Source organism: Pseudobacillus sp. 179-B 2D1 NHS (assembly GCF_045370945.1).
Lineage (GTDB): Bacteria > Bacillota > Bacilli > Bacillales > Domibacillaceae > Pseudobacillus.
This window is the reverse complement of the sequence record NZ_JBIQDP010000026.1, coordinates 35664-61774: the sequence shown is the minus strand read 5'-3', so window position 1 is coordinate 61774 and position 26111 is coordinate 35664. Positions and strand designations below refer to the sequence as shown.

Genomic DNA, 26111 nt, shown 5'->3' with positions numbered 1-26111 from the left:
CCCTTCCTTACAAGTATTCTTTCTCAAAGTTCTTTGTACTACGCACGGTATTAATTGGCCGTACGAGTGACTCAATTTTTTCACGTTTCTCTTCAAAGAACGGCGGCAAAGATAACTTTTCTCCAAGTGTTTCATAAGGTTCGTCTCCCATAAAACCAGGGCCATCCGTTGCTAGTTCAAAGAGAATGGAAGGGGCAACGTTTGTATATAACGAGCCAAAATAATAGCGTTCTACATAGCCAGAATTAGGAAGGTTAAATCCAGCTAACCGCTGTTGCCATGACTCTAGGTCTGCCCGTTCATCCACCCGGAATGCCGCATGGTGAACTGTGCCAAATCCTTGGCGTGCTTGAGGTAAAACGGTATTGTGCTCCATAATAACCTGCGCACCGTTGCCGCCTTCCCCCATTTCAAATAAGTGGAATGATCCTTCCTGTGCCACTTCCTTCATATGAAATACTTTTTCCAGTACTTCCTTGAAATAATCAAAATAAGCTGTTCGCACAAAGACAGGCCCCAATCCCGTAATAGCATACTCCAGAGGAACTGGCCCTTTTTGCCATGGTGTCCCGGAAGCCACTCCCTCATTTTGTTCGTCTGAGATCAGTTGATATTGCTGGTCATCAAAATCCACAAAAGACAACACCTTTTTACCAAATTGCTCTTGAATCCCGTTATGTTTTACATCATATTTATCAAATCGCTTCACCCAATAATCTAACGCTTCATCAGCTGGTACCCGGAAAGAGGTTTTTGATATTTCATTGTTTCCATGGATTCCTTTTGGAATGCCAGGAAAATCGAAAAACGTCATGTCTGTACCCGGGCTCCCTGCATCATCGGCAAAAAACAAGTGATATGTTTGGATGTCATCCTGGTTGACCGTTTTCTTTACCAACCGTAAGCCAAGTGTATACGTAAAGAAGTCATAAATTTTTTCTGCGCTGCTTGTAATGGCAGTAACATGGTGTACTCCTTTTAATTCGTTCATTATTGATTACCTCCTATAACTATCTCGAATTCGAGATAATTGATAAAAAAATAAAGCTCTTTGCTCTCTTTTTATTGTAAAAGCTTGTCATTCCTATAGTATAGAGAGTTCTATTGAATCTATACCTCTAAGCTGGTATAGATTCAATAGAGTGCCTCCCACATATGCATGAACTTAAGCTTGTGGATTAACTTCTAATTCCACTGTAATCTTGATATCTTTTCCGACTAATACGCCACCTGTTTCAAGTGCCGCATTCCATGTGAGTCCAAATTCTTCACGGTTAATTTTTGTCGATGCTTCAAAACCGTAAACCTCTACTCCCCATGGGTTGGTACCTTTTCCACCAAATTCAACATCGAATGTTACTGGCTTTGTCACGTCCTTAATGGTTAGGTCGCCGGTTACTTTATAGTCATCGCCGTCTTTTGAGATATTTGTTGATTTGAACGTAATCGACGGGTATGCTTCTGCATCAAAGAAATCTCCTGATTTCAAGTGGTTATCGCGATCTTCCGAGCGAGTATTAATACTTGCCACATCAAACGTAAAAGCAATATCAGCTGTTGTTAAGTCTGTTAAATCGGCTGCTTCTACTTCTGCCGTGTAAGCGTCAAAATTCCCTTTCACTTTTGACACCATCATATGTTTTACTTCAAACCCAATACTAGAGTGTGATTGATCCACTGTAAATTTTGCCATTATAAAATTCCCCCTTGAGTATATGTTTTTTAAGTTAAGGTATTCTTTCAAAAATAAAGTCGAGAAAGCAACCATTATCTTCAACTAAGCTATCTTGAAATAATTTATCTCAAATTAAATTATCTTTAATTCGAGATAAATTTAACACATAAAAGATATGTGTGTCAACATGTTTGAAAAGATTATTATAAAAATTTTTCAACCTTTTTCGTTATGGCATTTATTCCTTCATCAAACGCTTGTGTCCAAGCACCGATTAAAATAGAAAAAGTTATGTGCCGATGATACTCTCATGTAACGCTTATATAACTTTACATAGTATGTAGCAAAATCCTGCAATATACTGATTCAATCACCACATATTAGATAGTTTTTCGAGAACCTTTTTGATATATAACAAGAAGGTTATATCACTATTCATCAGTATCTCCAATAAACATACGGATAGTCAAAAAAAGCCTTTCATCAACTGAATGAATGGAAGGCCTGTTTGATTTAAACTATTCAATTGAAACACATTACTAAAAATAATGACGATTCCTGAATAATGCTCTGCTTCGGGATATATGAAAGACTTAAAACTTTTTCCTTACGCCATTCCCTTTTCCATAACAAAACTAGTCGTCAAATTTTACATTTTTTACCAAATGCCAAAAGTGCTCTTCGATCTCCTTCGTATCCGCTTCACATATGTTGGTCCAATCGCTGCAATTATGCTCATAAATGAGCGACAATGTTTTACTGCTGCCTTTATCTTTTATGAACCCAAGGTATGAATAGACAGGAACCTTTTCCTTGCCGTCTTTGCCGCCCACTTCAGTAATCAGCTTGCCATAATAATAAATATGATGATCGTCCTCCGATTTCTCATACTCATCTTTGAAATTCATATATCTCGTCAAACGCCTCAAGCCAGACTCCTCTGAACTTCCATCTTCGAATTGTCCCTGGACCCCATACGAGATGTTTGTCTCCTCGTCAATCCACGAAAAAAGGAATTGCTCCCATGACTGTCCGCGTTTCATGTAATAGGTCTCATCCAATGTAGCTTCAGCAGGGATAAGAATAGAATAGGCATCTATCCATGTTCTCATCTCATAAAATCCTTTTTCGGCTTCTCTATCAGAAACGAGGAAAGTCCGGGTATAATAATCTTGGACTGCGGGATGTGCTGACCGCTCTCCATCCGCCTGGATTGCTACCGCTTTATCTATTGTCCTGTTTATATTCTTATCTGCCTTATTCATTCCTGTACACGCCCCTAATAAAAGAGTCGTTACTATCGAACATAAGGCATACTTCTTTTTCATATGACGATCTCCCTATTTTTCACTTTATTTTAAGCAATATAAGTTATATATGGAAGACATTCGTCAATTAACTTTCCAGAAGTATACTTCCATTTCCTTTAAACCCACGTTGTATGTGTTGTCCAGTGGCTGTAATGATGCCGGTATGAGATAACACCTAATCACTCTTCTTGTCTTTCACTGGTGTGAAGTCATTGAACGCTTAATAGTTATCCCATTGTTATTAGAACTTCTTAAAACAGAGTGGCAGATTTAAATGCTAAGTCAACATAAAGCATACACATACTTCGCTTTTTGCCAAGGCCGATGTCTCACTCGAATAAATCATGGCCTCCTGCTGATCAAATTACAAAAGATGTGTACCCTTACATCATCCAAGAAATGAAAAAAGAAGCCTCCCACAAGTTCATTGAACTGATGAGAAGCCTCCTTTAAAAAACTTTATGTTAGCCCTCTCACCTTACTTAACCCTCACAAGATAAATAGCTTTTCCCCCTAAATTAGCTGTGCAGACTTCCCCTCAGCCAAGGACGAGGGCGATAGGGGCCAATAGGTATTTGGATTAAACTGGTCTTTCCTTGTTGGTCCATCTTATAGAGTTCATCACTCAAATTCGCGTCAAATCCGAGAAGTGGGTGTCCTCCCATTCCGAGAGCTGATGCAGCCAAAAGCAATCGTTGCACGAGCATGCCTGCTTCCATCTGCTGGATTCGATACCCCCTGTATCCTAGTTCTGTTTTATAGAATTCCTTATCACCAGCCACATGCAGGCAAAGTGGCACTTGGAGCAAATTCACATTATCCAGAGACATTCCAGTCTGCAAATGGAGTCGATGGTCTCCAGGGCATATTTCTCTTAACATGTGCTTTGCGCTGTCATAATAGTACGACCCACTTGCAATCCCTTCGACGTTATATAAACAGCCGTAAATTGTTACACGAGGGCCGTTACTCCTATATGCTTCATCCAAATCATTTCTGTATGAGAAAGAAGCCGTTGCCTCCAAGAGAAGGGTGGCCAGTTGTTCTTGACTCACTTTCCCTAAAACGAAATCCATGTCGGGAGAAAATCGGTTTCCGCAGGCCTCGGCCAGATCATACGACAGGGGCTTTATATGAGGCAATGCCACCGTGCACTCCACACGTTCAGTCATTGCCCTCCCCTCTATCACCCGAAATGACCATGTGGAATCCAGCCTAGAAGCTTCATTCATCGCAGTTATCATCGGATATTCTTTGACACTAAGCGACTGCTCGAAATGTTCCGGTTGAATGGCTGGCAGCTCTTGTTTCAATTCCTCCGATATAACATTTTTGTATAGGTCCCTTCCGCTAGTAGACCAGAGGGTTGCTTCCACCGATAGCGGGATTACACTATATACACTCTCCTCCAGTTCCGATAGTCCAAGCAGATGATTGATTGCGGTATCAAGAAATTGAAAATACACACCTGAGGCGAAGCCAAACCTTTTCGCTACCTCCATTAACTGTCCAATTAGCACACCAGCATCCAGCCCTTGGAGCCGATACGCAAAGTTGTTGTATTTAAAGAAATTTTTCCAGAACATTGTCGACACAAAGACAACACCAAAACACGAGGAGATATCACACCGATTGCCCAGAGCTCTAGATAAATAGGAATCGAAATTCCCTTCCCGCAGCAATACCAGGCTATGGTGTGCTACATCATAATGGTAGACGCCATCAGGGATTCCCTCTATCTTCAAATACACGTACAATTCGTTGGGATACAGCGCCCCACCAGAAGGAGCAAACCGCCGGTACGACTGCAAAGGGTAGGAACCTTGCTCTGTGGAATCCATTGGAGAGACGGATTGACTCAATTGAGTGAAACCGAACACATACCAGAGAAAATGACCGACTTTATTAAGGTCCAGTCTTACGGGAGGTTCTCCTCTAATAAGTGTTAGCGGCACTTCCGCAGACAACGGAATAACCGGTAGTCCACGGTAGAGTTTATATGCAAGAGGGGCATCCTCCCAATCCACTTCCCAGTTCGGCTGATTTGCCTTATCAACATTAAAATGAAGGTTGTGCAGAAATTCTTCCAGATTCATCCTCTACCTCCTAATCACTGCTTAAGGAAATGGATGCGGATATGGATTGAGTTGTTCTGGTGTCAATGGTTTATTCGTATACCCAAGATCCATAGGGACTCGGAGTACCCTCTCAAGCCCTGTCAGGCGGGTAAGGTGATGCCCGAATGTCATCGGTAACATCCCCGGAATCAGTACTTTTACGCAATACAATTTATTTCGCATCGTTTCTGGAGTCGACTGGTCTACTATAATTACATCAAGATTTAACTGACGGAACACCTGAAGGATGTCTTGCAAATCATCGGTCAGATCCGTATGATTCGACTTCCACTTAAACTCCTCTTTAAAAGTCCGCATGGGGCCATTGTTGTCAAGTAAAAAACTTAATCGCTCTTCTGCTTGCGGCAAACCGTAAAGCATGCCGTGGTCATCCATCTGCCTCACCAAGGAAGAATCATGCAGCATTCTTTCGTACTCCTTCCGGTTCGCCTCAAATTGTTCATCAAGGGTCAGCATCATGCCAGCAAGCTCGTGAACCGCGCTTTTCACCGCCCGTACCGGATCAAGATGGGCTCCAGCTGCACAGATGAGATTCAATCCCTTTTCCTTTCTATTTTTAGCCATTGCCCAAATACTTGGAATACCATGTTCCATGGTGGAGTTATACAAATACAAATCATATCCAGCGACGGCTCGCATCCGTTCGAGCATTAAGCTCAACTCCTGGTCGTCAGCTGTAAAAGGATCCAGGCGCGGAAGATTCAGCTTCGCGTACCAAGTCATCAGGAATGAATCACGCTCGACCACTTCCATAATTCCATAGAAAATGGCCTCTTCTAAACTTCCTCCTAGCGCACAGCCATTGGAAGTTTCATAGATGAAACCTTGTGATCCACATCCAACACTGTAATAAGCAAGGAGCTCAGGTACGAGAATTGGACGCTCTTCTAATAACGAATATCCCCATACCCAATTAATGGATCGGTCAGGATCAAACGATTTAAATGGAAAACCAGGCTGCGCATATTGTTCCTTTGCGTGTACACCTACCTTTAATGGATTAAGCGCTTGATTTTCCAGGTTACGGAAACTGTCATGTATCACTGTTCGTTTGCCACGTGGCTCTAAACCGCAGTGCCGCTCCAATCCCTCTAAAATGGCTGTCAACACACTTTCTGCGTAGGAATGAGTCCGTCCAGCTGTCCCCTCATCTCCGGCTAACATAGGCAGATTGACACTCGCATCAGCAAATGGAGGCACTAGGTCATACATTTTACTATTCAAAAGGCCAGTACGATTATCCAGATAGTCTTTGACAATAACTTTTTTCATCTCATCCAACGGGCGGCAGCGGAAACTGCTGGAACTGATTTTCGGGCTTGGCTGCAGCGAAATTCGGGCTAATCTCTTTGAATCATCGGGTAATCGACCACAGACCGGACATAGCGGGTTGGGCAGAAAAGAATGCCATGAGCCCTTCAATGTTTTCAAGTCAATTAGGTATACCTTCCCTTCCGAATAAGCCTGATTACCTTGTAATACATTCTGGACCTCACCCCCGATCAGGTAAGCCATTTGTAAAAGTCCGGTACTTGAAGCCCACGGGTCACTTCCCATCCCTCCGGCCACAGCCGACTTCTGTTGTGCCTCCCACATCTCTGTACGGTCACGTCCTCCCATGAGACGTCTCATGTCCGCACATTGAGAGCAACCGGCTGCATTGGGCCGTACAAGCGGACCAATTACACCTTCTCCAAATGAAATGAAGCCTCTGAGCCAGGGAGTACCAGTCTTTCGTAACACTTCTTCCGCCTTTCGATGAACAGAGGGTTCCCAACCATCATCCAAAAAAAGGGCCAAATCCATATTTTCCGGAACTTCTTCCTCTAAATTGGACTTGCGAATAACTTGGTGGTGTGCTAACAGTTCATCACTTACGAGTTCCGCCAACATCCCTTCCCCGACAATCAATATGAAGGAACTCATTGTGACTCCTCCTCTCTCAGCAAAACACCAAACACTCCGTCTAGTTGCTCTTTAAAAACAGATTCAAGCACTAATTCGAATACTAGGACCCGTTTTCCATTCCGTTTCAATGTTTCCATGGCTCCTTGTAGGATGTCGGCTTGTATCCTCTCTTCACACGCAGGGATACTAAGACTAACTGGCGTTTTTTCTTCCAAAAATACGGACGTTACTTCACAGGCTAGTTCATTAGAGGAATCCGATTTGTTTTGCACTCTGATAAGTGCCTGCTGTAATGCCCCCCGTAACGCCATAGTTATATTTAAATCTGCACGCCCATACCATCCATCTTTCGTACCTACCCATACTACAGGAAAACCGGATACTTCCTTCCCTGCTCCGATAACGGGTGCTCCCTGCATTGTAGTCAATGCCTCTAAATAGAATCGGCATCTTTCATCTTCTATAAAACTTAAATGTACTGGAGAGACAGCATACTTCTGATTAAGTTGTTGCTTGTTAAGCTCCTCAGCCAAACACTTCTGTAACCCGCGGCCTACACCTTCCACAAACGATTCACCAGCTCCAACCCCGACAATTTCCTCAGATGCTACTAAAACTCCATCAACATGTTTATTTAGCGGCAGAGTCTTCACGGCCAAACTGACCATTCGCGACACATACGCTTCAATCCCAGTTAGTCCTACTTCTCTTCGCGCCTCTTCATGAGTCAAACCCGAACAGACGATGTCTTGCATCAACTCTGCTGGTCCCTCTGACAGCGGGTCGACTACCTGAACACGACACTGAGCTAACGGAAGCTGCTTTAAATCTCCCTCCTCCCACATATGGAAGATTCCCGATTCCTCTGATGTCAACTGGTTAAAATAAAGAAGTAATTTACCTGGCTCAACTTTCTCCAAACCTGTCTGGAGTCGGTTTTCAATATCTTCAACCCATTCAGCGAATATATCGCTCGTTATAAGTGGATGAGGCAGAAACGGATGCCAGTTTCCCTCCAATGTATCCAAATTCAGAAGAAAAATCCTATTATTCTGTTCCAATCCTGTAACTCCTGTAATCTCTTTAAACAGTTCAAATACGACCACATTAGCTAACAACGACCCCAGGATGGCAGAGAAGGAAGGGAATTGCTTATCCTTGAATAAGACAGAATGGTGTAAACGGCGCCAGGCTGACTCCCAACATCCCTCGGAATCCGGATGTACTAATGGCCCTGCTAAACCTACCTGCTGCAGGCATATGGCAGGGAGAAACATTTTCTTCTCTTCCCTGCAAACTTTATGAAGATGTCTAAGTTCCTCTACTTCTCCCTCCTGACTCACATACAAAATGGAATCAAAAGGCTTCACTATTTCTTGCCAACTCTCCTTCTTTTGCGGAACCTCCTTTAAGTCAACCGCTGGGTCTTTTTTTCGCGCATGTTCCACGAGTTCCTTTAGCCTCTGTCTGTTGGTGGACACCTCGTCTGTGATTAGCACTTGGATCTTAGTCAAACCCGATTCAATCAAAGAAGAAACCAATGAATTTAAAATAGGACCAGAGCCAACTGCCAGCACTTTGGCCTGACGAAAAACTTGAAAACGGGCTGCCCCAGAACCAACTAAATTGTCCACAAATTCAATTTGAGATGCATACCTTTTAAGATGATCATCCGACAATTGATGCGGAAGGTCCTGGCTTACATCACAAACATACTCATTTTCATACAGTACTTCTGCAATTTCATATACTCGATCCCGGTAGGGGCCAGGCAATTCGTTAGTCAACTGTCCTAACGTATACTCCCCATTGAACATCGGCAACAATTTTTCAACCCATTGATCGATCCCACTACCTTCGATACGGAAGGAACTTAAGTTGTTTCGAAAATACACACCTCTATTTGGTTCAGGGAGATAAAACGTGTCCCTTTTTACTTTCAGACGCATAGAAGGGTTCAAATTTGCCATCTCTATCCTCCTTACCCCTTATGAGCATAGTTGTTCATTATCACTGCCACTATCATCGTATGTACAGCAATTTGTCCGTTATGTCTTATCCTATATTGAAAGTCCCCTGCAACAATACAGGGGACTTTCTCAAATGAAAAACTAAACGATTAACTTCCCCAGCCGCTACATCTGGAGCAAGATGAGCAACGAGAACAACTAAAGCAGTTAAAGCATCTAAAACAGTTAAAGCAATTAAAGCAGTTAAAACAGCTAAAACAGCTGAAGCATCTAAAACAGCTAGAACATCTAAAACAACTAGAGCATCGGCCAAAACTACCCAATTGTCGATCCTGGTCCGTATAGTACTGATTTTGATCCCAAGGGATTGCCTGCGTTGCTTGGAAATCACCAACATTCAAGCTTTGAAGTTCACTTTGGAAATCATTCATTTTCATTTCCTCCTCAAACAAAATTTAAATAGGTGCCAAAAACTTGAAACAGGAATAGCCAAGTTAAATCGCAAAAGAACTGTATACTGGATGGATGCATTTAGTATTTCGAGCACTCATCAACAAATTATGTAAAATACATGGGTATCGTTACTAATACAGAAGCCTAATTTTATAGAAAGGGTAAAGCCGACAAATTTTGTTCATCGAATGAAATAGCTGGCTCCCATTGATCCAGATTAAAGTTAACTTACGAATCACCATTTTTCCGGAACCCTTGTTTAATAAGGCTGCGGCTTCAGCGGGAAAAGCGTTCGCCTGCAGTGAAAATCAGCAATCAAATATAACAGAAAAAGGTCCCCAGCCAAAGTAGCTGGGAGCCTTGAAAACACCTAAAAATATAATCTTTCTATTCTCCTGCTTCTATCCTTTTACGTAAACTATTGGCTGATTCCTAAATCTTAGACAACCCATTTATATTTGCTAGAAATGATGGCCACCTACAATTAAGAAAAGCGATCGAAACGAGGCGATGCAAGCCCGATTGAATATAAACGGTCGTCCCTTAAGAAAGTTGTCCGACTGAGTGTGGACAATCCACACTACTTATAATTGTTTTGCAGTGAGTCTAAATAGAAAAATGGTTTAACCTAGGAACTTCAATTAAATCCCCTTTATTTTTGGTTGTTTAAACACCTCCTAGATAGCTTTGCGTTATGTTTTGGAGAACAATTTTTCCATTCTTGCTGTATTTTTCGAATAACTCTGACAGGAGAAAAACAAACCTTTTATACTCTTCGTCATTTTTTTTCGGCGCATAGGAGGCTGATAAATTCCTTCCCACAAAACCTTCATAATCAAAAAATACATCATTTTGATACTTTTTGAACTCATACTTTCCATCCTTAAAAAAGCGATTAAACACTTCTGGAGTTTCCTCTATGCCACCGCTAAATCCTTTGAAATTTGAACAGGTCTTTTGGCAAATTTCCGCATTTTCTTTAATAATGGGGTTAGTTAAATCTCTGCTATTCCAAACAAGAGCCACCTTTGCCTTTTGTTTTAAAATCCGTTGACATTCGATTTTGAATGCTTTTTTATCAAACCAATGAAATGCCTGGGCAACAGTTACTAAATCCACACTCTTCCCTTTCACAGTTGTATGTTCAGCAGTTGCTTTTATTGATCTAAAACGAGAATATCGTTTTAACGATTGCTCAGCCATCTTTCTCATTTCATCATTTGGCTCCACTCCAATCACATTTAAACCTCTTTCCAGCAGCTGGCGGCTAAATATCCCGGTACCTGAGCCAATATCGGCCACAATCCGCTCATGGTTCAGCTGGCTAGCTGAAAACAAATAATCAATATATTCATTAGGGTAACTAGGGCGATATTTCGCATATATATCGGCCTTGTCGGTAAAAATTCCTGTTGTTTTCACAGCACTACCTTCTTCCCCGCGAGATGATGTATAGAAATAGAGACGAAATAGTATATTTCATAAAATCACCTACTCTTTTCAAGGTATTTTAGCATATTTCTTCCTTAACTAATTTGCCCGATAGCGATATAACAAAAGGAACTGCAAACGCAGTTCCTTTCTTCATTAATGCCCCTGTTTATCCATTCACAAACTAGATTTGCTGCCTTTTAATCCTCATCTTTAAAATGAGCTTCCTCTTTACTTCTTAACCGGCATATATAATACAAGGGCAGGGCTCGAGCAAATGGTGGACAGGCTTGGTCACTCGGATGATCACATCGCGAAAATTTCTATCTCCACGCCACGCAAGAAATAAAAAAGAAGCTCCCCATAAGTTCAGCGAACTCATGAGAAGCCTCTATTAAAAACCTTTATGTTAGCAAAATGTTAGCATTCCACTCTCATCTTACATAACACCCTTAACTCTCAAGGGATGAAGCGGCTTATTACATCATGCCGCCCATACATTAGAAGGCAATACCAAAGAATATCACCTGTTCTTCCCCTTATTATAAAAGCATAAATTAATCGTTTATCCCCTTAAAAGTTCACTAGACAATATAGAATTATATGAGTTACGGCATCAAAAACGGCATCAAACTATTAAAAGATAATTGATAAGATCATTAACAAGCCGAAACCCCACAGCAAATCCTTCTCTTCCTCAGAAACCCATTTCGTCTGTACATAGTATGAGCCATACGTTCCTTTCACTTTCACCAATTTAATTTTACGGACGGAGCTGGATAGTGAGACCTCCTCCTGCTTTTCTAGTTCGGGCAAAAATCTCCCTTTCTCGTCCCGATTCCTCTCCTGACGTCTTTCTTCTATTACACGCATTGACGTCCTCCCCCTTCTCTTTAATATCCGGGTTTTGTTCTCTCCATAAGCCGGCCTGATCCAGCGACCATTTAGGATGAGGGAGAGGGACGTCTTTCTTTTTACTGCTGCGAAGTATAGAGTGAAATTCTTTAGAGTGAGCTGCAGCAAAAAGAGCAGCTCGAATAATTTGATTGCGGTCCAGGTGCGTTGCATAAAAAAGATCATCTACATACTTTTTGAATGTTGAATGGTACCTGACTGTCGGTCTATAAACCATTGACGTCCTCCCCTTTCTTCATGACGTCTGTTGACGTCTTTGTAAAAGATATGAGAATTCTTCTTTTTTATGAACATTTTTGTTCAACTTTTTCATCATGAAATTTAACAGGAACTTGGAATATTATGTGGAATTGTTATTTAAAGAAGGTGAGAGCGGATGTTTAGAAATAAAATTGGCTACTGGGCTAAAGAAAAAGGATTAAAGCATAGATATTTAGCAAGCTGCTGTGGAGTGTCAGAACAAACTTTCTCCAGGTGGGTAAGAAATGGTACTCAGCCTGATTTAAAACAATCGTTTATTCTAGCCAAACTTTTTGGCATTTCTGTGGATGACTTAGGAGAATACACTGAGGAAACGAAAAAAGCCCCTCTCAAATGAGAAGGGCTACGCACTAACAGAACTTACTGCCAATATATCTACAAACGGTACCTTCTTAACATCTCCATACTTCTCTTCTACATGGATCAGTTTTGTTTGACCATCCATTTTTGTAACTTTTCCTTGAATTGGCTCACCCACTTTCCAAACAGATAACACCACTTCCGTTTTCTCTGTGAAAGCTTCTGTTAATTGATATGCAATTTCCTCAAGTTCAAATTCATCGCGAACTGGGCGCTGGGGTTTAGTTTGCTTTTTAGCTTTGGCCACTATGTATCCTCCTTAATTTTCTTTATATTCCTATTATACGGAACGAATGTTCTTATTTCAACAAAAACAAGAACATATATTCTATTCCAAAAAAGAAGAAGCCCATCAAAAGAGATTTTGAGCTTCTTTAAAAAGGAGAATTTAAAAGCTTAGCAAGGAATGGAATACTTATCCGCCCCTACAATAATGTATGTAATTCTCGTTTAGAGGGTCAGGGCTTTTATATCATTTTTGCTCAATTCCTTATTCTAACTGCAAAGAAACTCCTAAATGAATATACAAAACAAAAAGCCCCCATCCATTAAGAACAGGGGCTTTCATTTATTATTCTTCTTGTCTTATTTGCGGATTAAACTCAAATTCACAGCTGATCTTCTGCTCAATAGTCATCATCTGCTATCCAGGCAAGAATGATGAATAATATCGATAAGCTTACAAAAGCTACCCTAAAAGGGATGTTAATATGTATAAATTAATTCTTAGCTTATTGTATTGCATCGTATTGATTCCTATAGATTTAGCTTCAGTCCAAGTTAGCCTGGATAATATAGTCTATGCAGAAGATCAAGCACCCTCGCTGTACAAAAGGCCAGAGAAAAATATCCGAATGCGGCAGTCGTTGATTATCTTCATGTTGGCAGATACAATAGTGCGGATCATTCCACAGAAAAATTTAAGCTGTGGTTGAAAGAGAACAGCAGAGAATTCGGGGCTCTTGTAGAGATTAAATATAATTCTAAAACCGCACAAGTAATAAGGATCACAATCAGAGAAGCTTCTGAATGAGTGTGTAAAATGAAAAAAGCCCCTATCCACACGGATAGGGGCTTTGCTATTATCTATTCTTTTCTTACTTTCGGGTTGTACCCATACGTACCACTGATATAAGCACAAGCCTCTTCGGCTGCTTCCATCGATGTAAAGATACCAGTCCATGCCCGCAAGTCTTTTGCAAAGGCATTAAAACCAAGTTCTTTGGCAGCAATTTCTGCGTTTTCATGAGTACTAAATCCCCCGGTATAAACCCGGAACTTACCAGGAGTACCGACCAATCCTTTTTCTTTGATTAATTGATCGATCTTTGCCAGAGTTGCTTTCCCTGCAATTCCATCAACCGCAAGCCCTGTCCGGCGTTGTAAAATCATAACAGCATTAGTTGTTCCTTTGCCGTAAATGCCGTCAATACCGTTTGTATCTAACCCCAACTTAACCAATTTTTCCTGTAATGCTTTTACCTCTTCTTTACTTAACACGTTAACTGGAACGGTTGCAGCTGTAGTCAGATGCTTATCTGTTCCATATCCTTTGTAATTAAACTGGAGATGTGGAGCATCCCACCCCCATCGATAACCTGATTCAAAGCCAAGTTTCTCTGCGTATTTAATCGCATCGATAAACGGTCGTTTCCCGTATTCTGATTTTGCCCATAAAGCTTTCCCATTTTTAATAGGTACAAAATCAAGCGCTTGTCCAACAAGATGATAGGATTTCATTGTTTTTGAAGCGCCTTTTCTTACATTTTCACGCTGTTGCGCTTCTGTTCGAATGGTTTCATAAATCAAAACATCTATTTTATTGTCAATACAATACTGGTACCACTTCAAGGCCGCCGCTTTTGTATTCGGGGCCAGATCCGCAAGGTTACCAAGATTGCGTTGATGGTATGTTGGAGCCCAACTCATTTCAATCCCTCCTTTTTCTCTTCTTCTATTTGTTTGATTTCAGTTTTCGTCGTAACTTCTACTATTGACGCCGCTTTCTCTTCGTTTTCATCCTTCAGCTGTGCAAACACCTTCGAAATTTGTGCTGGAACAGTTACGCCAAGCTTTCCGGCATTTTCGATCAGGCTAATGCCCTCAGTCCCTATTAAAAATAAGATCATCGCATTTCTGGCTACATGTGTATCACTGCCAACGATGTAATCGACCCCATTCCCGACAATCACCATTAGGAGCATAGCCGTCTTTTTCGCAAGCCCTTTAAAGGCTAATTTACTGGATAGCTTTCGATCATTAATACCAGCCATAATACCCGTCACATAGTCAATTCCCATCATAATCATGAGCCATAAAAGGAGATCGTCCATTCCTCCAAATAAATAAGAGGCAGCTACTGTGCCGCCTCCCCAAACGCTATTCCATAATGTATCTGTGTTATGTTGCATTCTTTTTCCTCCCATTCTGGGCAACTCCTTTCGTAGTTCCCCTCACATATATCCCCATCAAAAAAAAGACCTGCAATCGCAAGCCTTTGTTGTTTTCTATGTTGTATATTCTATTCTTGGCCATAAAATTTTCCAACTAACTTCACCTTGGCTCGGATGATAATTTAATATTTCTAGTTCTACAATTCCATTTTCATTAACTCTTAATCTTGGAATTACCCCCGGCCCTCCGCTTAATTCCGAAATAGTCACCCCTTGAGAAGATACATCTAGTATTAACACGTTGTCTGGCTGTAGTTGATTAATCCCCTCAATGCCTGTGTTTAGATATATTTTATTATTTGCATCCGGGACTGCTGTTCCAGAAGCATGAAAAACAGCAGGATTGCTTTGTAATAAAGTGATCATTCGTTTGTCGATTTCTTTGTCAATTTTGTTGTTTATCATAGTTTTTATCATAAAATAAGCAGCAGCTACTAATATCGCTGTTGTTATAGCAATCACTATTCCTAAAACAGCAAAGGTTTGAGACATCATATGACGAGAGTATTCATCAACCATACTCATCATCTTTTCAAGGTTTTCGTATTTCATTTCCAGTTTTTCAATTCGTTCGACCATCTTCACGTTCACTCCTTTGGATCAATTATATACAAAGAAGGAAGTTTATGGTCCTTATTTTGTCAATTCCGGATTCATTCTAGCTAACCCCTGCTTGATCTTATCAATCAAGGTAGGTTTTTTATTGCCAAATGTAGCTTCTATTTGAAAGCCAGCCGGCTCGTAAATCTCTTTTATTTCTGTCAGGCGAGAATTAAGGGTTAATCCCCATTCTCGATTCTGCAGCGTAACGATATCACCTAAATCATAATCCTGCTCATACACAAACGGTGACTTTGTTAATATCTGCCCGTCGAGATAAACCTCATCAGCATGTTCCGCCAACTTTTGCTCTCCTCGATTTAAAAGATCATTAATGATGTCCTGTTCTGGCCGGGGCACCTGTTCAGTAATGGGATTCCCCTCAGCATCAGTCTTTTCAACATCTTTTGTTTCTTCAACGTCCCTTGCATCAACAAATAGCTCATGACGATCAAGCCCAACTGGTGTACCGATCGTTACAACGCGCCGATCTATACCTTCACCCTGTCCGGCTACATACGCCATATTTTTATAGCTTAAGGTAGATTCCGTATAAGACATGCTTTTCAAACTATTAAACTCTGGTGAAAAAATAACAGGTGGATTAACTGATTGACCAGCCGTTAAATCCAGCCCCTCAGATACATCAAAAATAAACTTCTTATTTTGTATATCGAGAAAAACATTCCACCCGATGCCGCTAAGAAGTGATATTTCTTCCAATTCTTCTGGCAAGCTTTTAAAACGAGAACTCCAGCTAACCGTTGAACCTCGATGATGACTAGGCGCAATGACCAGGTTAGGAATGATACGGCTTGGATCATCTGGATTTACAGCATTTCGATCCACATAATGCTTCATGACTGTTTCGGCATCACCTTGCTTATTATCGTAAGCCGTATGTGATGGCGGCAAGGTGATTCGACGTGATAGCCACGCTTTTAATGGCAGGGCTTTTATTGACCAGTTTTCCGACTTCTTCCCCTCTTTATCAAGGTCAATATCTCGGTGCAAAATCACATAAGCTTTATGCAACTGGTTATGAGGAAAAACGATTCGATCTTTAAGTAGCTCATTTGCACCGCGAATGTGCCGATTGATTTTTAGCTCGATAGAGCCTATCCCTGACCAACTACGTGTAATTTGCAAGGATTCATACCCGGTAATTTCATCAATGAGGTTAAATTGTAAATCAATGATCCTGAGTGGTATCAAAGCCTTCACCTTCTTTCAGGCATAAAAAATAACGCCTACTATACAGCAGCGCTTGCATCTAATACTTGATATACCATTTCTTGCAGGTTCGATAGCTTCGGAACCTGTTCTCTCTCATAATTTCCGTTTTCTACATTTCTGGCCCAGATAGCCACTAAAGCACTGTTTATTGTAAACATTACGCATTACCTCCTGCAATGATAGTAGTTAGTTCCATGATTGCTTGTTCGTTTTGAATATTTCGCTGCTCCTGTTCTGCAGCTAGTACGGTCATTTCGAGAAGCGACGTTTCAAGCTCAGCATTCTTTTGCTTTAACTGATCAACCTCTTCCTGCACATACCCGCCGTTTTCACGGATGATTTCTTTTTTAAGCTGCTCATCCACAATAAAGTCATTGTTAGCTGCATCCCATTTGTAATAGCCAGATAAAATATTACGTGGAAGAACATGATCATCGTATTCGATTTCTTCAAATCCTTCGTATGAATAGGTTAGTACATCACGAACGATGTTGTTTTTGTCCGTTTTAATGTAGAATTTCATTTTTATCCTCCTAATTAAATATACTCATTACCCTCTTTACTTCACCAATATTGCCGCCTTGCAAAGCATAACCCAAAGAATAATCTCCACTTAAAGGGACCGTGTTATTTTTATATACTTTTAAAGTGTTTTTATAATATCCAAAAGGATAAGTAATAATTAGGTTTTTTCCATCAGGGGTAACAATTGATGTTTCGGGATTATAGTAAGTGCTATACGTTACGTCTCCGTCCTTTAACCGATGGAACCTTTCTCCATTCCATTTATATTTTATTTTTCCACCATGGCTAAAAAGGATTTTGCCATCTGAAGAAAAGAAACATAAAGACGAAGTATCTTTCTCAGGCATCGTATCGAATACTCCGATTAATTCAGTTGGAACACCGTCTTGCCAACTATAACAACGAAGATCCATATTAGATGTTCCAACCGAAATAACTAACATCTTTCCATCTGGAGAAAAAGTCGCTCCTTCTGCTGAAACATTTAACGCCGTATCAATATCAGCTAAACGTGTAAATGTGTTACCGGATATCTCATAAATCCGAACCCCATTCCATCTCGCAACAACTAAATATTTAGAATCTGGAGTTATAGTAAGAGCTCTAGGATGCAGGGTATTGACACCATCATTAATAAGATTTTCTAAAAAGTAAAATCCTGTTACGACATTAGCCTCATCTCGCACAATTTGATAAACACTAACATTATAATCTTCAGAAGATCCACTACTGGAACTGGCAAAGAGTAATTTTCCATCTGGGGAAAAAAGAAGGTTGCCCGTTCCTCTCATTCGCTTCTCACTAGTAGCAACTTTTTCGAAAATATCTCCGGGCTTTATTCTATACAAAGTAACACCGGCGCCTAATGTTGAAGAAGAGGCGGTATGCGCAAAAGCAACTAAATCATTTTTATAAAAAGCTACGCTTCTACAACTTTTCTCAGGAAGAACTGTTGGATTAGGGAGTTTTACTAACTCATCGCCATTTCTTTTAAAGAGAGCGATGCTTCCACCAGCACTGCTGTCCTTCGGGGTTTGTACAGTTGCTACATATTTTCCATTTTCAGACGTCGCCACAGATTTACAATAATCAAAGGCGCCTATAGGAGTTGGAAGGGGTATCGTTTCGTGTCTTACTGAAACAGGTTCACCATATTTAATGGCTTCAGCAAATGTTACTTTCTCTGCTACTTGTCCCTTTATTTTAGTGCTACTCCCCCCACCAAAAAGTCCACCATGTTTCTCAATTGTTGCCACGACGCGGAACCCCCCTTACATAGTCACCATCTTCATCATAGTAAATATCAAAAATAACGGTACCAACAATTGTGGTACCATCTGCAGAGTATGTGGTAACTGTTCTAACTGTTGGGTTTCCGTCTGCGTTTGGGGCGCTGAACTCTGATTTTTCAAATAACGTGCCGTCTTCCCGTTTTTCTTCTACGATCCAAAAGGTTCCCTTCTCATCTTTGTTGGTTTTATGTTCTTCAAATCGCCCCATATTCTGTAACATTGGTTCTGGCGCAGAATCTGTATAATCCTTAGCTCGTGTTTCTGCTTTTCCAATTTCGTTATACAAATTACCTGCGACATCACCATCTAATACATTCTTTAATTGATCAAACCACTCTTCGAAGCTGTCTAATCTTTGTCCAAGCCACCCCTTCCATTGTTGTTCAAATACATTCGTTGGCACACTGATAAGTGATGATACAGTGCCGCACAATTCTTCACTTAATCGTTCATCAATTAAATCAATGGGATTTAATGTTGAAGTGTTCGCTCTAACGCGTATTTGTGCCAGTGATAATTCATATATAAATTCGTCTCGTTGAAGTGTCGGCGGAACTGGGTTTTCCGCTGCTTCTCCTTGTTTTACAAACAACAAAATATGTCGCGACTGATTACGCTTATCTAACCGCAAAATGATTCTATCAATACGGTCAAGTGTTGCTTCTGGTATTGCATGCGTCAAATACTCGTTTGCCGTATTTTCATAAGCATAGCCTTGTATAATAGCCTTACCTGGCTCCACATAAGTTCTCAAATCCGTTCCTTCGCATTTAACTTGCATTGCTGGTACGTTATTTGTGTGAAGTAAACCGGGTGATAAAACATTACCAAAGTATGCAGCAAAATCACTTGCTTGATAGGTTCGCGGATCGCCTGGCGCACTGTTAAAAAAATAGCTTTTTTGCATGCTCCTACCTCCTATTAAACTGCTGTATACAATTTACTGTATCTTATATTGACGATAGCTCCTTGAATGTCACTGTCTGCTGTATATTCAATGTCGTTTTCACCAATAACTAATTTAAAGAATGTACTGTTTAAATCGATCCAATTGAATACATTCCGTTCAGTTCCATCTACACCAACAAAAACAACTGATTTACTACTGTCAGATGTATCAATTTTCATTACTTCACCTTCAAGTAATTCTTGATTCACCTTGATGAACTCACCTGTTGTATTATTCATAATGATTGGATTCAATGCAGGTCCGAAAAATTCAATTTGTAAAGGCGCAGGAGCATCCCCGTCATTTGTGATAATACGCCGATCCCTCTGCACACCCATTTGAAACTCTCCCTCGAAAGGAAACTGAAAAAGTGGTTCAAATGCTGGCTCTTCAGTCACATTTAAGCTGCGCCAATATGGATCGGGACAAATTAGATTAATCAGGCCCTTTTGTATCCTCTCGGTTCTTGGTCCATCGGGATAAACCGGCACTGAATCCGCAACTGCTTTTATTTCTCTCACAATGTGATCATTCTCATAACGAAGCGTACCAAGACCTAATTTTGGATTGAATGCTTTAGCGATCTGAATCCGTGAAGCCGAAACATCATGATAACCATCATCCTGCACAATTAAGAATTCAATTGGAATTGTGCGCTCCCCAAGCACACTATCCAACAATATGCTGCCATCTTGATAAGGCGCCTTCTGCAGCTGCGTCTCTGCTTCAACATCCCCCAATCCATTGACCTTACTTAAATAAAAAGGAGGGCCATCGAAACGAATGACCTCTCCATTTACGCTTGTGAATATTAATCGTTCCATTTAGACCCCCCATTCCAAAGCTTGTTGCTGTCCAACTTTTTTCAAGGCTCTTGCATTTTCAGATGGCGACAAAGCTGTTGGTGAATGCAGGTGTACTTCTTGTTTGAATCCTGCCGCTGATCTACCTTCTTTTTGATGTATCCATAAATCAACATCTAATTTCTGATCAATTTGCCGCTTCAATTCATCCATTTGTAGCCCTACATCTAAGGATGATCGACTGATACTTACATCGGAAAGTTGAGGTTTGAACCATTCAGCCATTTTAGCAGTTGTCACCGTTGCTTTGTGCTCCATTGTATTAATTCCAACAATCAAACCGCTGACAAGGTTTTTCCCGATAATGTCACGCATCCAACGTGAAGGAGAATGGATATCAAACGCACTTTGAAGTGAAGCTTTCACAGAGTCTGCAAGATCCTGTGTCGCGGAAAGTAAAGCTCCTTTCATCGTTCTCATACCATTGATTAACCCTTGAATGGCATTCTTCCCGATTTCCGGCAAAGAAGCTGCCATTGCATTAAATTCATTTGTTGCTCCCGTGCGGAGTTGAGAAACCTTTGAAACAAACTCATTTTTTAGGTCTAGCAATTTAGAATTTGCATTTGCCCTAAGTTCATCAATTTGCTTCTCAGTATCGAGGCGCAAACCTTCCATTTCCGCTACAGCCTGTTCTTTGGCAATACGTGATTTCTCTTTCCATAATCCCTGAAACTCAGCCAGCTGTACGTCACTCATCGCAACCAATGCTTGAACTTCCGCTGCTGCTTTTGGCCCCATGCTTTGAAGTTCTTCAATTAAACCTTTATCTACACCTTTTGCGGCGAGGGTTTGCATATCAGCAGCCCAATCAGCCATTGCCGAAACTTGAGACTTTAAGTTATCAATCAGTGTTTCTCCTGCCACTGCTTCTTTTTCAGACAGTTCATCAAATAACCCAGCAAAATTAACCAACGCTTTTGCTCGATCATCAACCGATTTTTGATATTCCTCACGAAGTCTCTTTTCATCATCAATTAGCTTTTGATTTACTTCCTGCATTTTCTCTAGATATTCATCGCTTAAAGATTTTAACTTCTCATGAATGTCCTGCTTGATCTCCATCACTTTCTGCTCAGCTTCAATACGTTCAGCCGTTCCTGCAGCATAACGCTTAGATACTTGCTCCCAAGCTGCCAACTCTTGAACAAGTGACATCTGATTGAGCTTCTTTTTGTTCTCAATGTATGACTTTTCTTTTTCAAACAATTCCTTGTTGTAGTTTAACTTAGCATCACGAAGCTGTAGCTCTGCTAGACGCTTTTCCTCAGTACCTTTTTTGAACTTTTGAACTGCTAACTCCCATATTTTTATTTCATCTGCATAAGAAATGGTTTCTAATTTTCTCTTATTAGAAATGAAATCCTCAATAGCAGTCAGTTTATCTTTCATTACATTCGCTTCTAACTTTTTAATTTGGGTGGAATTCTTACTCTGAATATCAGCGATCTTCTTGGCGGAATCTTCATGAATCTTTTCAATGCGTCGTACCTCTGAAGCGGTTAATTTGCGTTTCTTTTCACGAGCTCCTTTTTCTATAGCCGCAATATCTTTTTGGGCTTTTGTTTCAATATTTTTAATGTCAGTGGACGATTTTTGCTTTATCTTTGCCAGTTCCTTTGCTGTTTGATTATTTACATTTATTAAGTATTTGTTGAACTGGTTAATCATATTGATGTTGACTTGCATTCCGCTTTTAAAATCCGGCATTGCTGCTTTAGCCACTTTATTTGTAGCTGCTACCACAGAGTTAATCGCAGCCTCCATCCCCACTGCAATCCCCTTAGTGATCCAGACCCCTACTTCATCACGCATTACACGAGAAGGAGAATGAATGCTAAGAGCACTCTTGATGCCATTTTTAATGGTATTAGCGATAGACTGAATTTTAGACTGTACAGCGCCCATCATGGAATTCATCCCATTTACTAACCCTTGGATTATGTTTCTTCCAATGCCCGAAAGATTAATAGAGGATAAAAACGACTTTGCAGCATTCCATCCATTTACAATAGCTGTTTTTACGCCAGTCATTGCGCTGGCTACCGCAGATTTAAGTGCGTTGAATTTGCTGACAACAACCGAATAAATGGCACTGACTCTGCTTGAAACTGTTGAACTTATTGCACTCCAGGCGGATGTAACAACCGACTTAATGCCATTCATTGCACTGGTAACAGCCGATTTGATCGCATTCCAGCTACTTGTCACCACTGATTTTATTGCGTTAAGGGAACTGGTTACTGCTGATTTAATAGCGTTCCATGCAGACGTGATAGCCGACTTAATCGCGTTCATTACGGATGTAACTGTGGATTTAATCGCATTCCAAATACTCGTAACAGTCGATTTGATACCGTTCAAAACACTGGTTATAGTTGATTTAATCGCATTCCAGACAGTCTGAATAATGGATTTAATAGTCTCCATTACACTTTTAACCGTATTGTTTATCGCATCAAAAGCTGCTTTCACTATGTTTTTAATAGTGTTTAATACGTTACTAAAAACATTTTTAATAGCATTCCAAGCTGAAGAAATAGCAGATTTGGCTGCTCCTCCAAAAGTTGTGATTGGTGCCAAAAATAGCATAAATCCTAACTTCAATTGATTAAGAATCATTTGTATAGCACTACTGACAACTTGTTTAACGCCTTCCCAAGCACCTTGCCAGTCACCTTTTAATAACGCCGCAAATATTTTCACAAGGCCAAGAACAACGTTAAGAGCACTAGTTATCGTAACTTGTATAACCGTCCAAACACTTGTAATGGTTGCTTGAATTGCAGGCCACATAAAGCTAACTGCACTCATAATTGCTGTCATGACAGATACAATAGTAGTTTGTATCGCACTCCAAACAGTTTGTACCGCACCCATAATAGTATCCTGGTTTGCTGTCCAAAATGCCGTAATGGAACCCCAAATACTTGTTACAAATGAACCTATCGCTGTAACAGCTGTTGTAATAGCTGACTTGATAGCTTCCCAAGCTGTCTGCACTTGATTTCTGAAAGTCTCATTACTGTTATAAACAGCCTTAAGCACTGCCACAATGCCAAGAATAGCCGCGATTGCAATACCTACTGGACCTGTAAGAGTCATAAACGCTGCACGTAATAGCCCCATTACTGTTGTCACGTTAGTAAACGCTGGTAACAAGCGAGCTAGTCCACCAGAAATAAAGGTGATAATCCGAGTACCTAGGCGACCAAGAACGCCGCCCAGCCCACCGAATAAGGTGGAAAATGCAATGATATTTGGCACAATAGCAATGAGCGCCCCACCTATCAGAGTAATCCAAGAAAAAATTTGCCCTAAAACCGGATGTGCTTGCATCATGCTATTAGTAAAAGCTAAAAAGCCATTTACTAGACTCAGTAATTTTGCTCCTAATGGGGCAAGTCCGATACCAAGGTTCACGAGAAACTTGGTAATATTGCCGATTAATGAAATAACAGTTGGCGCAGTACTTCTTACATAGTTAATGAAGTTTTGGAATCCTTTGTTTTGACCTAAATTAGCACTCCACTCTTTAAAGCCAGCCATCATATCTTTTAACCGTGTCATCATGCCAGACGATAACGAGCCAAATGCTGAGAAAAAGTAAACAGTTCCGGCTAAGGCATCACGGAAAATGGCTCTTATTTTCGGCATATTTTCATTGATGTAATTAACAAACGACTGAAACTTTTCGCTTTTCGATAACCCAGCAGCCCATGTTGCAAAGTTCCGACTCATCTGCAAGAAACCATTTGCTGTATTCATAGCTAATGGTCCGAAAGCTGTCATCATGCTCATGAGCCCTTGGAATAGATTGCCGACCGCTTTACCTGTCACTTCGAGCATCGGACCAGCACTTTTATTTAAGTAGTCGAAAAATGCTTGTACTGGAGGCGTACCTAGGGACTGCTTAAGGGATGTCATCAAGTTATTCATAGCTTTTGTTGCTGAAGCAAACAATGGTTGAGACATCTTTAACATTTGATTAGCCGCTTGCATTCCTGTTTTGAATGCTTGTAAGACTGGCTTTTCTAAATCCTTTACAATACCCTTCCATGTGTTTCCGAACGCTGTGAATGATGCTTTTGCTTCCTTCTGAACCGCGTTTAATTTAGCATTCTCATCAAATAGCTTTTTGATAGTAGGAATCGCAATAGCTCCAAAAGCTACTGCGGCAGCTCCAGCCGATGCAAAAGCTGTAACAAGAGCAAAAGCAGAACCTGCTACCGTACCAATCATAGGGCCAAGAGAGCCGATCAAACCGCCAAGGTTTGCAAGAATAGGCGCAGCTGTTGAACTAAGTGAAATAAAAGCACCTCTGAGCGTATTGCTCATAAGCTCACCAAATGCCCTGATATTACTTGCGATACGCCCTATCGTCTGTTGAAAACGTTCAATACGCGCTTCAATTTCAATGATGATGTTCCGACCATTGATTGCAGCCATTGCTGCCCGAACCCTTGCAAGTGCTGCAGAAAAACGGCTTGTAGTTGCATCTACAATCGCTGTAATCCGATTTCGGACAAATGCAGAAGCAGCTGCACGGGCAGCGGCTAAACGAGACATAAACTGAGTGGTGTTTGCTCGGATATTTGCCACGATACGGTTCCGGATAAATGCAGAAGCGGCCGCTCTAGCTGCTGACAATTGAGTCATAAACAAGCTCGTATTAGCACGAATGTTAGCCACAATGCGATCACGAATGAAAGCGGAAGCCTGTGCCCTTGCGTTGGCTAAACCAGCTGTAAATCGAGCGATATTCGCGTTAATCGGCATGACGATCCGTGTGTATATAAAAGCATTAGCTGCTGCTCTTGCCGCTGCTAGGCGAGTCATGAATTCTGATGTATTTACTCGTATCCTCGCTACAATACGATCACGTATAAATGAAGAGACTGCTAACCTAGCCGCTGCCAGCTGGGCCATAAATTCACCTGTATTTACGTTAATAATTGCAGTAATCCTATCACGAATAAATGCAGAGGCCGCTGCTCTTGCCGCCGCTATCCGAGCGGCAAACCGGCTTGTATCAACATCCAAAATCGCTTCAATGCGATCTCTGAGAAATGCTGACGCTGCTGTCCTGGCTGCTGTTATTCTCTCCATAAAACGCTGTGTGTTAACAGTAATACGAGCGACAATTTCATCACGGGCAAACTGTTGAGCTAAGGCTCTGGCTCTTAAAAGACCGGCTGTAAAGTCGGTTATCCGGGCTCTTATCTCTGCGACCGCTTCACTTCGCGCAAATTGATTTAATTGCGCACGAGCTTGTGCCATCCTTGCCCGAAACTCGTTAATCCTGGCTGTTATTTGGGCTGTAATATCCGTTAATTGAAAACGCTGGGCTTGTTGTTGTGCTTCACGAATCCTATTAGTAAACTGCCGGATATTCGCTCCAATAATAGCGGTAAAGTTAGCCACAGACATGTTTTATCCTCCTCCCTTTATTGCTTATTGCGGTATATAGTTCTTCATTGCTTCTTGCGCTTTTCGGTAACGCTCCAAATTGATCCGTGGCTCTCTGCTTTCTTTCCAATCGTCAGAATCGCTCATAATACGCTTTCTTGCTGTTTCAGCATCAAACATTTTCTTTTCTGTGGCTTTTTTAGCATTCTGAGCATAGCGGTTAAACATAGCTTGTTTAGCCATTTGTTCATAGGTATCAACAGTTTTCAACTGAGCACCTTTAATGAAATTTTTAAACTCCCGTGGCGTCCACGAGAGTATTAGGTCAACATTATATATTTGTAAGTAATGAGCGGCATCTAC

Annotated in this window: 22 protein-coding genes and 1 pseudogene; 2 read left to right on the top strand and 21 right to left on the bottom strand. The window is 40.9% G+C overall.

Annotated features, from left to right (window positions below; translation table 11 throughout):
• Positions 1-7: 7 nt before the first annotated feature.
• The 9 genes from ACH0BF_RS20570 to ACH0BF_RS20530 all read right to left on the bottom strand — a co-directional run bounded on the left by ACH0BF_RS20570 (position 8) and on the right by ACH0BF_RS20530 (position 12017).
• Entirely contained in the window at positions 8-991 is a 984-nt protein-coding gene (locus tag ACH0BF_RS20570) for a ring-cleaving dioxygenase (RefSeq protein ID WP_340851297.1), read from the bottom strand.
• Between the two features lie 174 nt (positions 992-1165).
• On the bottom strand, positions 1166-1693 hold the full coding sequence (locus tag ACH0BF_RS20565) for a YceI family protein (RefSeq protein WP_120036109.1): 528 nt from the start codon (positions 1691-1693) through the stop codon (positions 1166-1168).
• Between the two features lie 617 nt (positions 1694-2310).
• Positions 2311-3003 (bottom strand): hypothetical protein, encoded by a 693-nt coding sequence (locus ACH0BF_RS20560; protein WP_406910208.1) that lies wholly within the window; start codon positions 3001-3003, stop codon positions 2311-2313.
• A gap of 500 nt (positions 3004-3503) precedes the next feature.
• A complete protein-coding gene (locus tag ACH0BF_RS20555) occupies positions 3504-5081 on the bottom strand; it encodes a SagB family peptide dehydrogenase (RefSeq protein WP_406910207.1) in 1578 nt (525 codons plus the stop codon).
• A gap of 21 nt (positions 5082-5102) precedes the next feature.
• On the bottom strand, positions 5103-7049 hold the full coding sequence (locus tag ACH0BF_RS20550) for a TOMM precursor leader peptide-binding protein (protein ID WP_406910206.1): 1947 nt from the start codon (positions 7047-7049) through the stop codon (positions 5103-5105).
• Positions 7046-9001, bottom strand: a complete 1956-nt coding sequence (locus ACH0BF_RS20545) for a putative thiazole-containing bacteriocin maturation protein (RefSeq protein ID WP_406910205.1) — start codon at positions 8999-9001, stop codon at positions 7046-7048. Before ACH0BF_RS20545 ends, ACH0BF_RS20550 begins: the two co-directional genes overlap by 4 nt.
• A 149-nt stretch (positions 9002-9150) precedes the next feature.
• Entirely contained in the window at positions 9151-9432 is a 282-nt protein-coding gene (locus ACH0BF_RS20540) for a heterocycloanthracin/sonorensin family bacteriocin (protein WP_120036104.1), read from the bottom strand.
• 688 nt (positions 9433-10120) lie between these two features.
• On the bottom strand, positions 10121-10876 hold the full coding sequence (locus tag ACH0BF_RS20535; protein ID WP_406910204.1) for a class I SAM-dependent methyltransferase: 756 nt from the start codon (positions 10874-10876) through the stop codon (positions 10121-10123).
• 772 nt (positions 10877-11648) lie between these two features.
• The gene (locus ACH0BF_RS20530) at positions 11649-12017 is read right to left on the bottom strand and encodes a hypothetical protein (protein WP_406910203.1); all 369 of its coding nucleotides are present in this window, start codon (positions 12015-12017) and stop codon (positions 11649-11651) included.
• Between the two features lie 159 nt (positions 12018-12176).
• Between ACH0BF_RS20530 and ACH0BF_RS20525 the strand changes: the two genes are divergently transcribed.
• The gene (locus ACH0BF_RS20525; RefSeq protein ID WP_406910202.1) at positions 12177-12398 is read left to right on the top strand and encodes a helix-turn-helix transcriptional regulator; all 222 of its coding nucleotides are present in this window, start codon (positions 12177-12179) and stop codon (positions 12396-12398) included.
• A gap of 6 nt (positions 12399-12404) precedes the next feature.
• On the opposite strand, the gene ACH0BF_RS20520 is transcribed toward ACH0BF_RS20525, so the two are convergent.
• Positions 12405-12668, bottom strand: a complete 264-nt coding sequence (locus ACH0BF_RS20520) for a YolD-like family protein (protein ID WP_406910201.1) — start codon at positions 12666-12668, stop codon at positions 12405-12407.
• A gap of 582 nt (positions 12669-13250) precedes the next feature.
• Here ACH0BF_RS20520 and ACH0BF_RS20515 point away from each other — a divergent pair.
• A pseudogene (locus tag ACH0BF_RS20515) lies at positions 13251-13454 on the top strand (DUF3889 domain-containing protein); the annotation flags it as partial.
• A 53-nt stretch (positions 13455-13507) separates the two neighbouring features.
• Here ACH0BF_RS20515 and ACH0BF_RS20510 read toward each other — a convergent pair.
• The 11 genes from ACH0BF_RS20510 to ACH0BF_RS20460 all read right to left on the bottom strand — a co-directional run bounded on the left by ACH0BF_RS20510 (position 13508) and on the right by ACH0BF_RS20460 (position 26018).
• The gene (locus tag ACH0BF_RS20510) at positions 13508-14350 is read right to left on the bottom strand and encodes a peptidoglycan-binding protein (protein ID WP_406910200.1); all 843 of its coding nucleotides are present in this window, start codon (positions 14348-14350) and stop codon (positions 13508-13510) included.
• Positions 14347-14832, bottom strand: a complete 486-nt coding sequence (locus ACH0BF_RS20505) for a phage holin family protein (protein ID WP_406910199.1) — start codon at positions 14830-14832, stop codon at positions 14347-14349. The genes ACH0BF_RS20510 and ACH0BF_RS20505 overlap by 4 nt, the downstream gene beginning before the upstream one ends.
• Before the next feature lie 96 nt (positions 14833-14928).
• Positions 14929-15453: a hypothetical protein gene (locus ACH0BF_RS20500; protein WP_406910198.1), complete on the bottom strand. Its 525-nt coding sequence runs from the start codon at positions 15451-15453 to the stop codon at positions 14929-14931.
• Positions 15454-15507: 54 nt separating this feature from the next.
• The gene (locus ACH0BF_RS20495; protein ID WP_406910197.1) at positions 15508-16698 is read right to left on the bottom strand and encodes a siphovirus ReqiPepy6 Gp37-like family protein; all 1191 of its coding nucleotides are present in this window, start codon (positions 16696-16698) and stop codon (positions 15508-15510) included.
• 29 nt (positions 16699-16727) lie between these two features.
• Positions 16728-16868 (bottom strand): hypothetical protein, encoded by a 141-nt coding sequence (locus tag ACH0BF_RS20490; RefSeq protein WP_406910196.1) that lies wholly within the window; start codon positions 16866-16868, stop codon positions 16728-16730.
• Positions 16868-17233: a hypothetical protein gene (locus ACH0BF_RS20485; RefSeq protein ID WP_406910195.1), complete on the bottom strand. Its 366-nt coding sequence runs from the start codon at positions 17231-17233 to the stop codon at positions 16868-16870. The genes ACH0BF_RS20490 and ACH0BF_RS20485 overlap by 1 nt, the downstream gene beginning before the upstream one ends.
• Positions 17234-17243: 10 nt before the next feature.
• Complete coding sequence (locus ACH0BF_RS20480) at positions 17244-18491, bottom strand: WD40 repeat domain-containing protein (RefSeq protein ID WP_406910194.1); 1248 nt, start codon at positions 18489-18491, stop codon at positions 17244-17246.
• The gene (locus tag ACH0BF_RS20475) at positions 18478-19434 is read right to left on the bottom strand and encodes a hypothetical protein (RefSeq protein ID WP_406910193.1); all 957 of its coding nucleotides are present in this window, start codon (positions 19432-19434) and stop codon (positions 18478-18480) included. The genes ACH0BF_RS20480 and ACH0BF_RS20475 overlap by 14 nt, the downstream gene beginning before the upstream one ends.
• Positions 19435-19448: 14 nt before the next feature.
• Positions 19449-20300: a phage tail family protein gene (locus tag ACH0BF_RS20470; RefSeq protein ID WP_406910192.1), complete on the bottom strand. Its 852-nt coding sequence runs from the start codon at positions 20298-20300 to the stop codon at positions 19449-19451.
• Positions 20301-25769 carry a hypothetical protein gene (locus ACH0BF_RS20465; protein ID WP_406910191.1) on the bottom strand — a complete coding sequence of 1823 codons (5469 nt, stop codon included), beginning with the start codon at positions 25767-25769 and terminating at the stop codon, positions 20301-20303.
• Between the two features lie 24 nt (positions 25770-25793).
• Positions 25794-26018: a hypothetical protein gene (locus tag ACH0BF_RS20460; RefSeq protein ID WP_406910190.1), complete on the bottom strand. Its 225-nt coding sequence runs from the start codon at positions 26016-26018 to the stop codon at positions 25794-25796.
• Between the last annotated feature and the right edge of the window lie 93 nt (positions 26019-26111).

What these genes read in the sequence shown, in the direction of transcription:
- ACH0BF_RS20565 (WP_120036109.1), bottom strand. Translation starts at nt 1,693, where the DNA reads ATGGCAAAATTTACAGTGGATCAATCACACTCTAGTATTGGGTTTGAA.
- ACH0BF_RS20545 (WP_406910205.1), bottom strand. Translation starts at nt 9,001, where the DNA reads ATGGCAAATTTGAACCCTTCTATGCGTCTGAAAGTAAAAAGGGACACG.
- ACH0BF_RS20470 (WP_406910192.1), bottom strand. Translation starts at nt 20,300, where the DNA reads ATGGAACGATTAATATTCACAAGCGTAAATGGAGAGGTCATTCGTTTC.
- ACH0BF_RS20490 (WP_406910196.1), bottom strand. Translation starts at nt 16,868, where the DNA reads ATGTTTACAATAAACAGTGCTTTAGTGGCTATCTGGGCCAGAAATGTA.
- ACH0BF_RS20560 (WP_406910208.1), bottom strand. Translation starts at nt 3,003, where the DNA reads ATGAAAAAGAAGTATGCCTTATGTTCGATAGTAACGACTCTTTTATTA.
- ACH0BF_RS20500 (WP_406910198.1), bottom strand. Translation starts at nt 15,453, where the DNA reads ATGGTCGAACGAATTGAAAAACTGGAAATGAAATACGAAAACCTTGAA.
- ACH0BF_RS20465 (WP_406910191.1), bottom strand. Translation starts at nt 25,769, where the DNA reads ATGTCTGTGGCTAACTTTACCGCTATTATTGGAGCGAATATCCGGCAG.
- ACH0BF_RS20525 (WP_406910202.1), top strand. Translation starts at nt 12,177, where the DNA reads ATGTTTAGAAATAAAATTGGCTACTGGGCTAAAGAAAAAGGATTAAAG.
- ACH0BF_RS20550 (WP_406910206.1), bottom strand. Translation starts at nt 7,049, where the DNA reads ATGAGTTCCTTCATATTGATTGTCGGGGAAGGGATGTTGGCGGAACTC.
- ACH0BF_RS20570 (WP_340851297.1), bottom strand. Translation starts at nt 991, where the DNA reads ATGAACGAATTAAAAGGAGTACACCATGTTACTGCCATTACAAGCAGC.
- ACH0BF_RS20475 (WP_406910193.1), bottom strand. Translation starts at nt 19,434, where the DNA reads ATGCAAAAAAGCTATTTTTTTAACAGTGCGCCAGGCGATCCGCGAACC.
- ACH0BF_RS20510 (WP_406910200.1), bottom strand. Translation starts at nt 14,350, where the DNA reads ATGAGTTGGGCTCCAACATACCATCAACGCAATCTTGGTAACCTTGCG.
- ACH0BF_RS20555 (WP_406910207.1), bottom strand. Translation starts at nt 5,081, where the DNA reads ATGAATCTGGAAGAATTTCTGCACAACCTTCATTTTAATGTTGATAAG.
- ACH0BF_RS20540 (WP_120036104.1), bottom strand. Translation starts at nt 9,432, where the DNA reads ATGAATGATTTCCAAAGTGAACTTCAAAGCTTGAATGTTGGTGATTTC.
- ACH0BF_RS20485 (WP_406910195.1), bottom strand. Translation starts at nt 17,233, where the DNA reads ATGAAATTCTACATTAAAACGGACAAAAACAACATCGTTCGTGATGTA.
- ACH0BF_RS20505 (WP_406910199.1), bottom strand. Translation starts at nt 14,832, where the DNA reads ATGCAACATAACACAGATACATTATGGAATAGCGTTTGGGGAGGCGGC.
- ACH0BF_RS20530 (WP_406910203.1), bottom strand. Translation starts at nt 12,017, where the DNA reads ATGGTTTATAGACCGACAGTCAGGTACCATTCAACATTCAAAAAGTAT.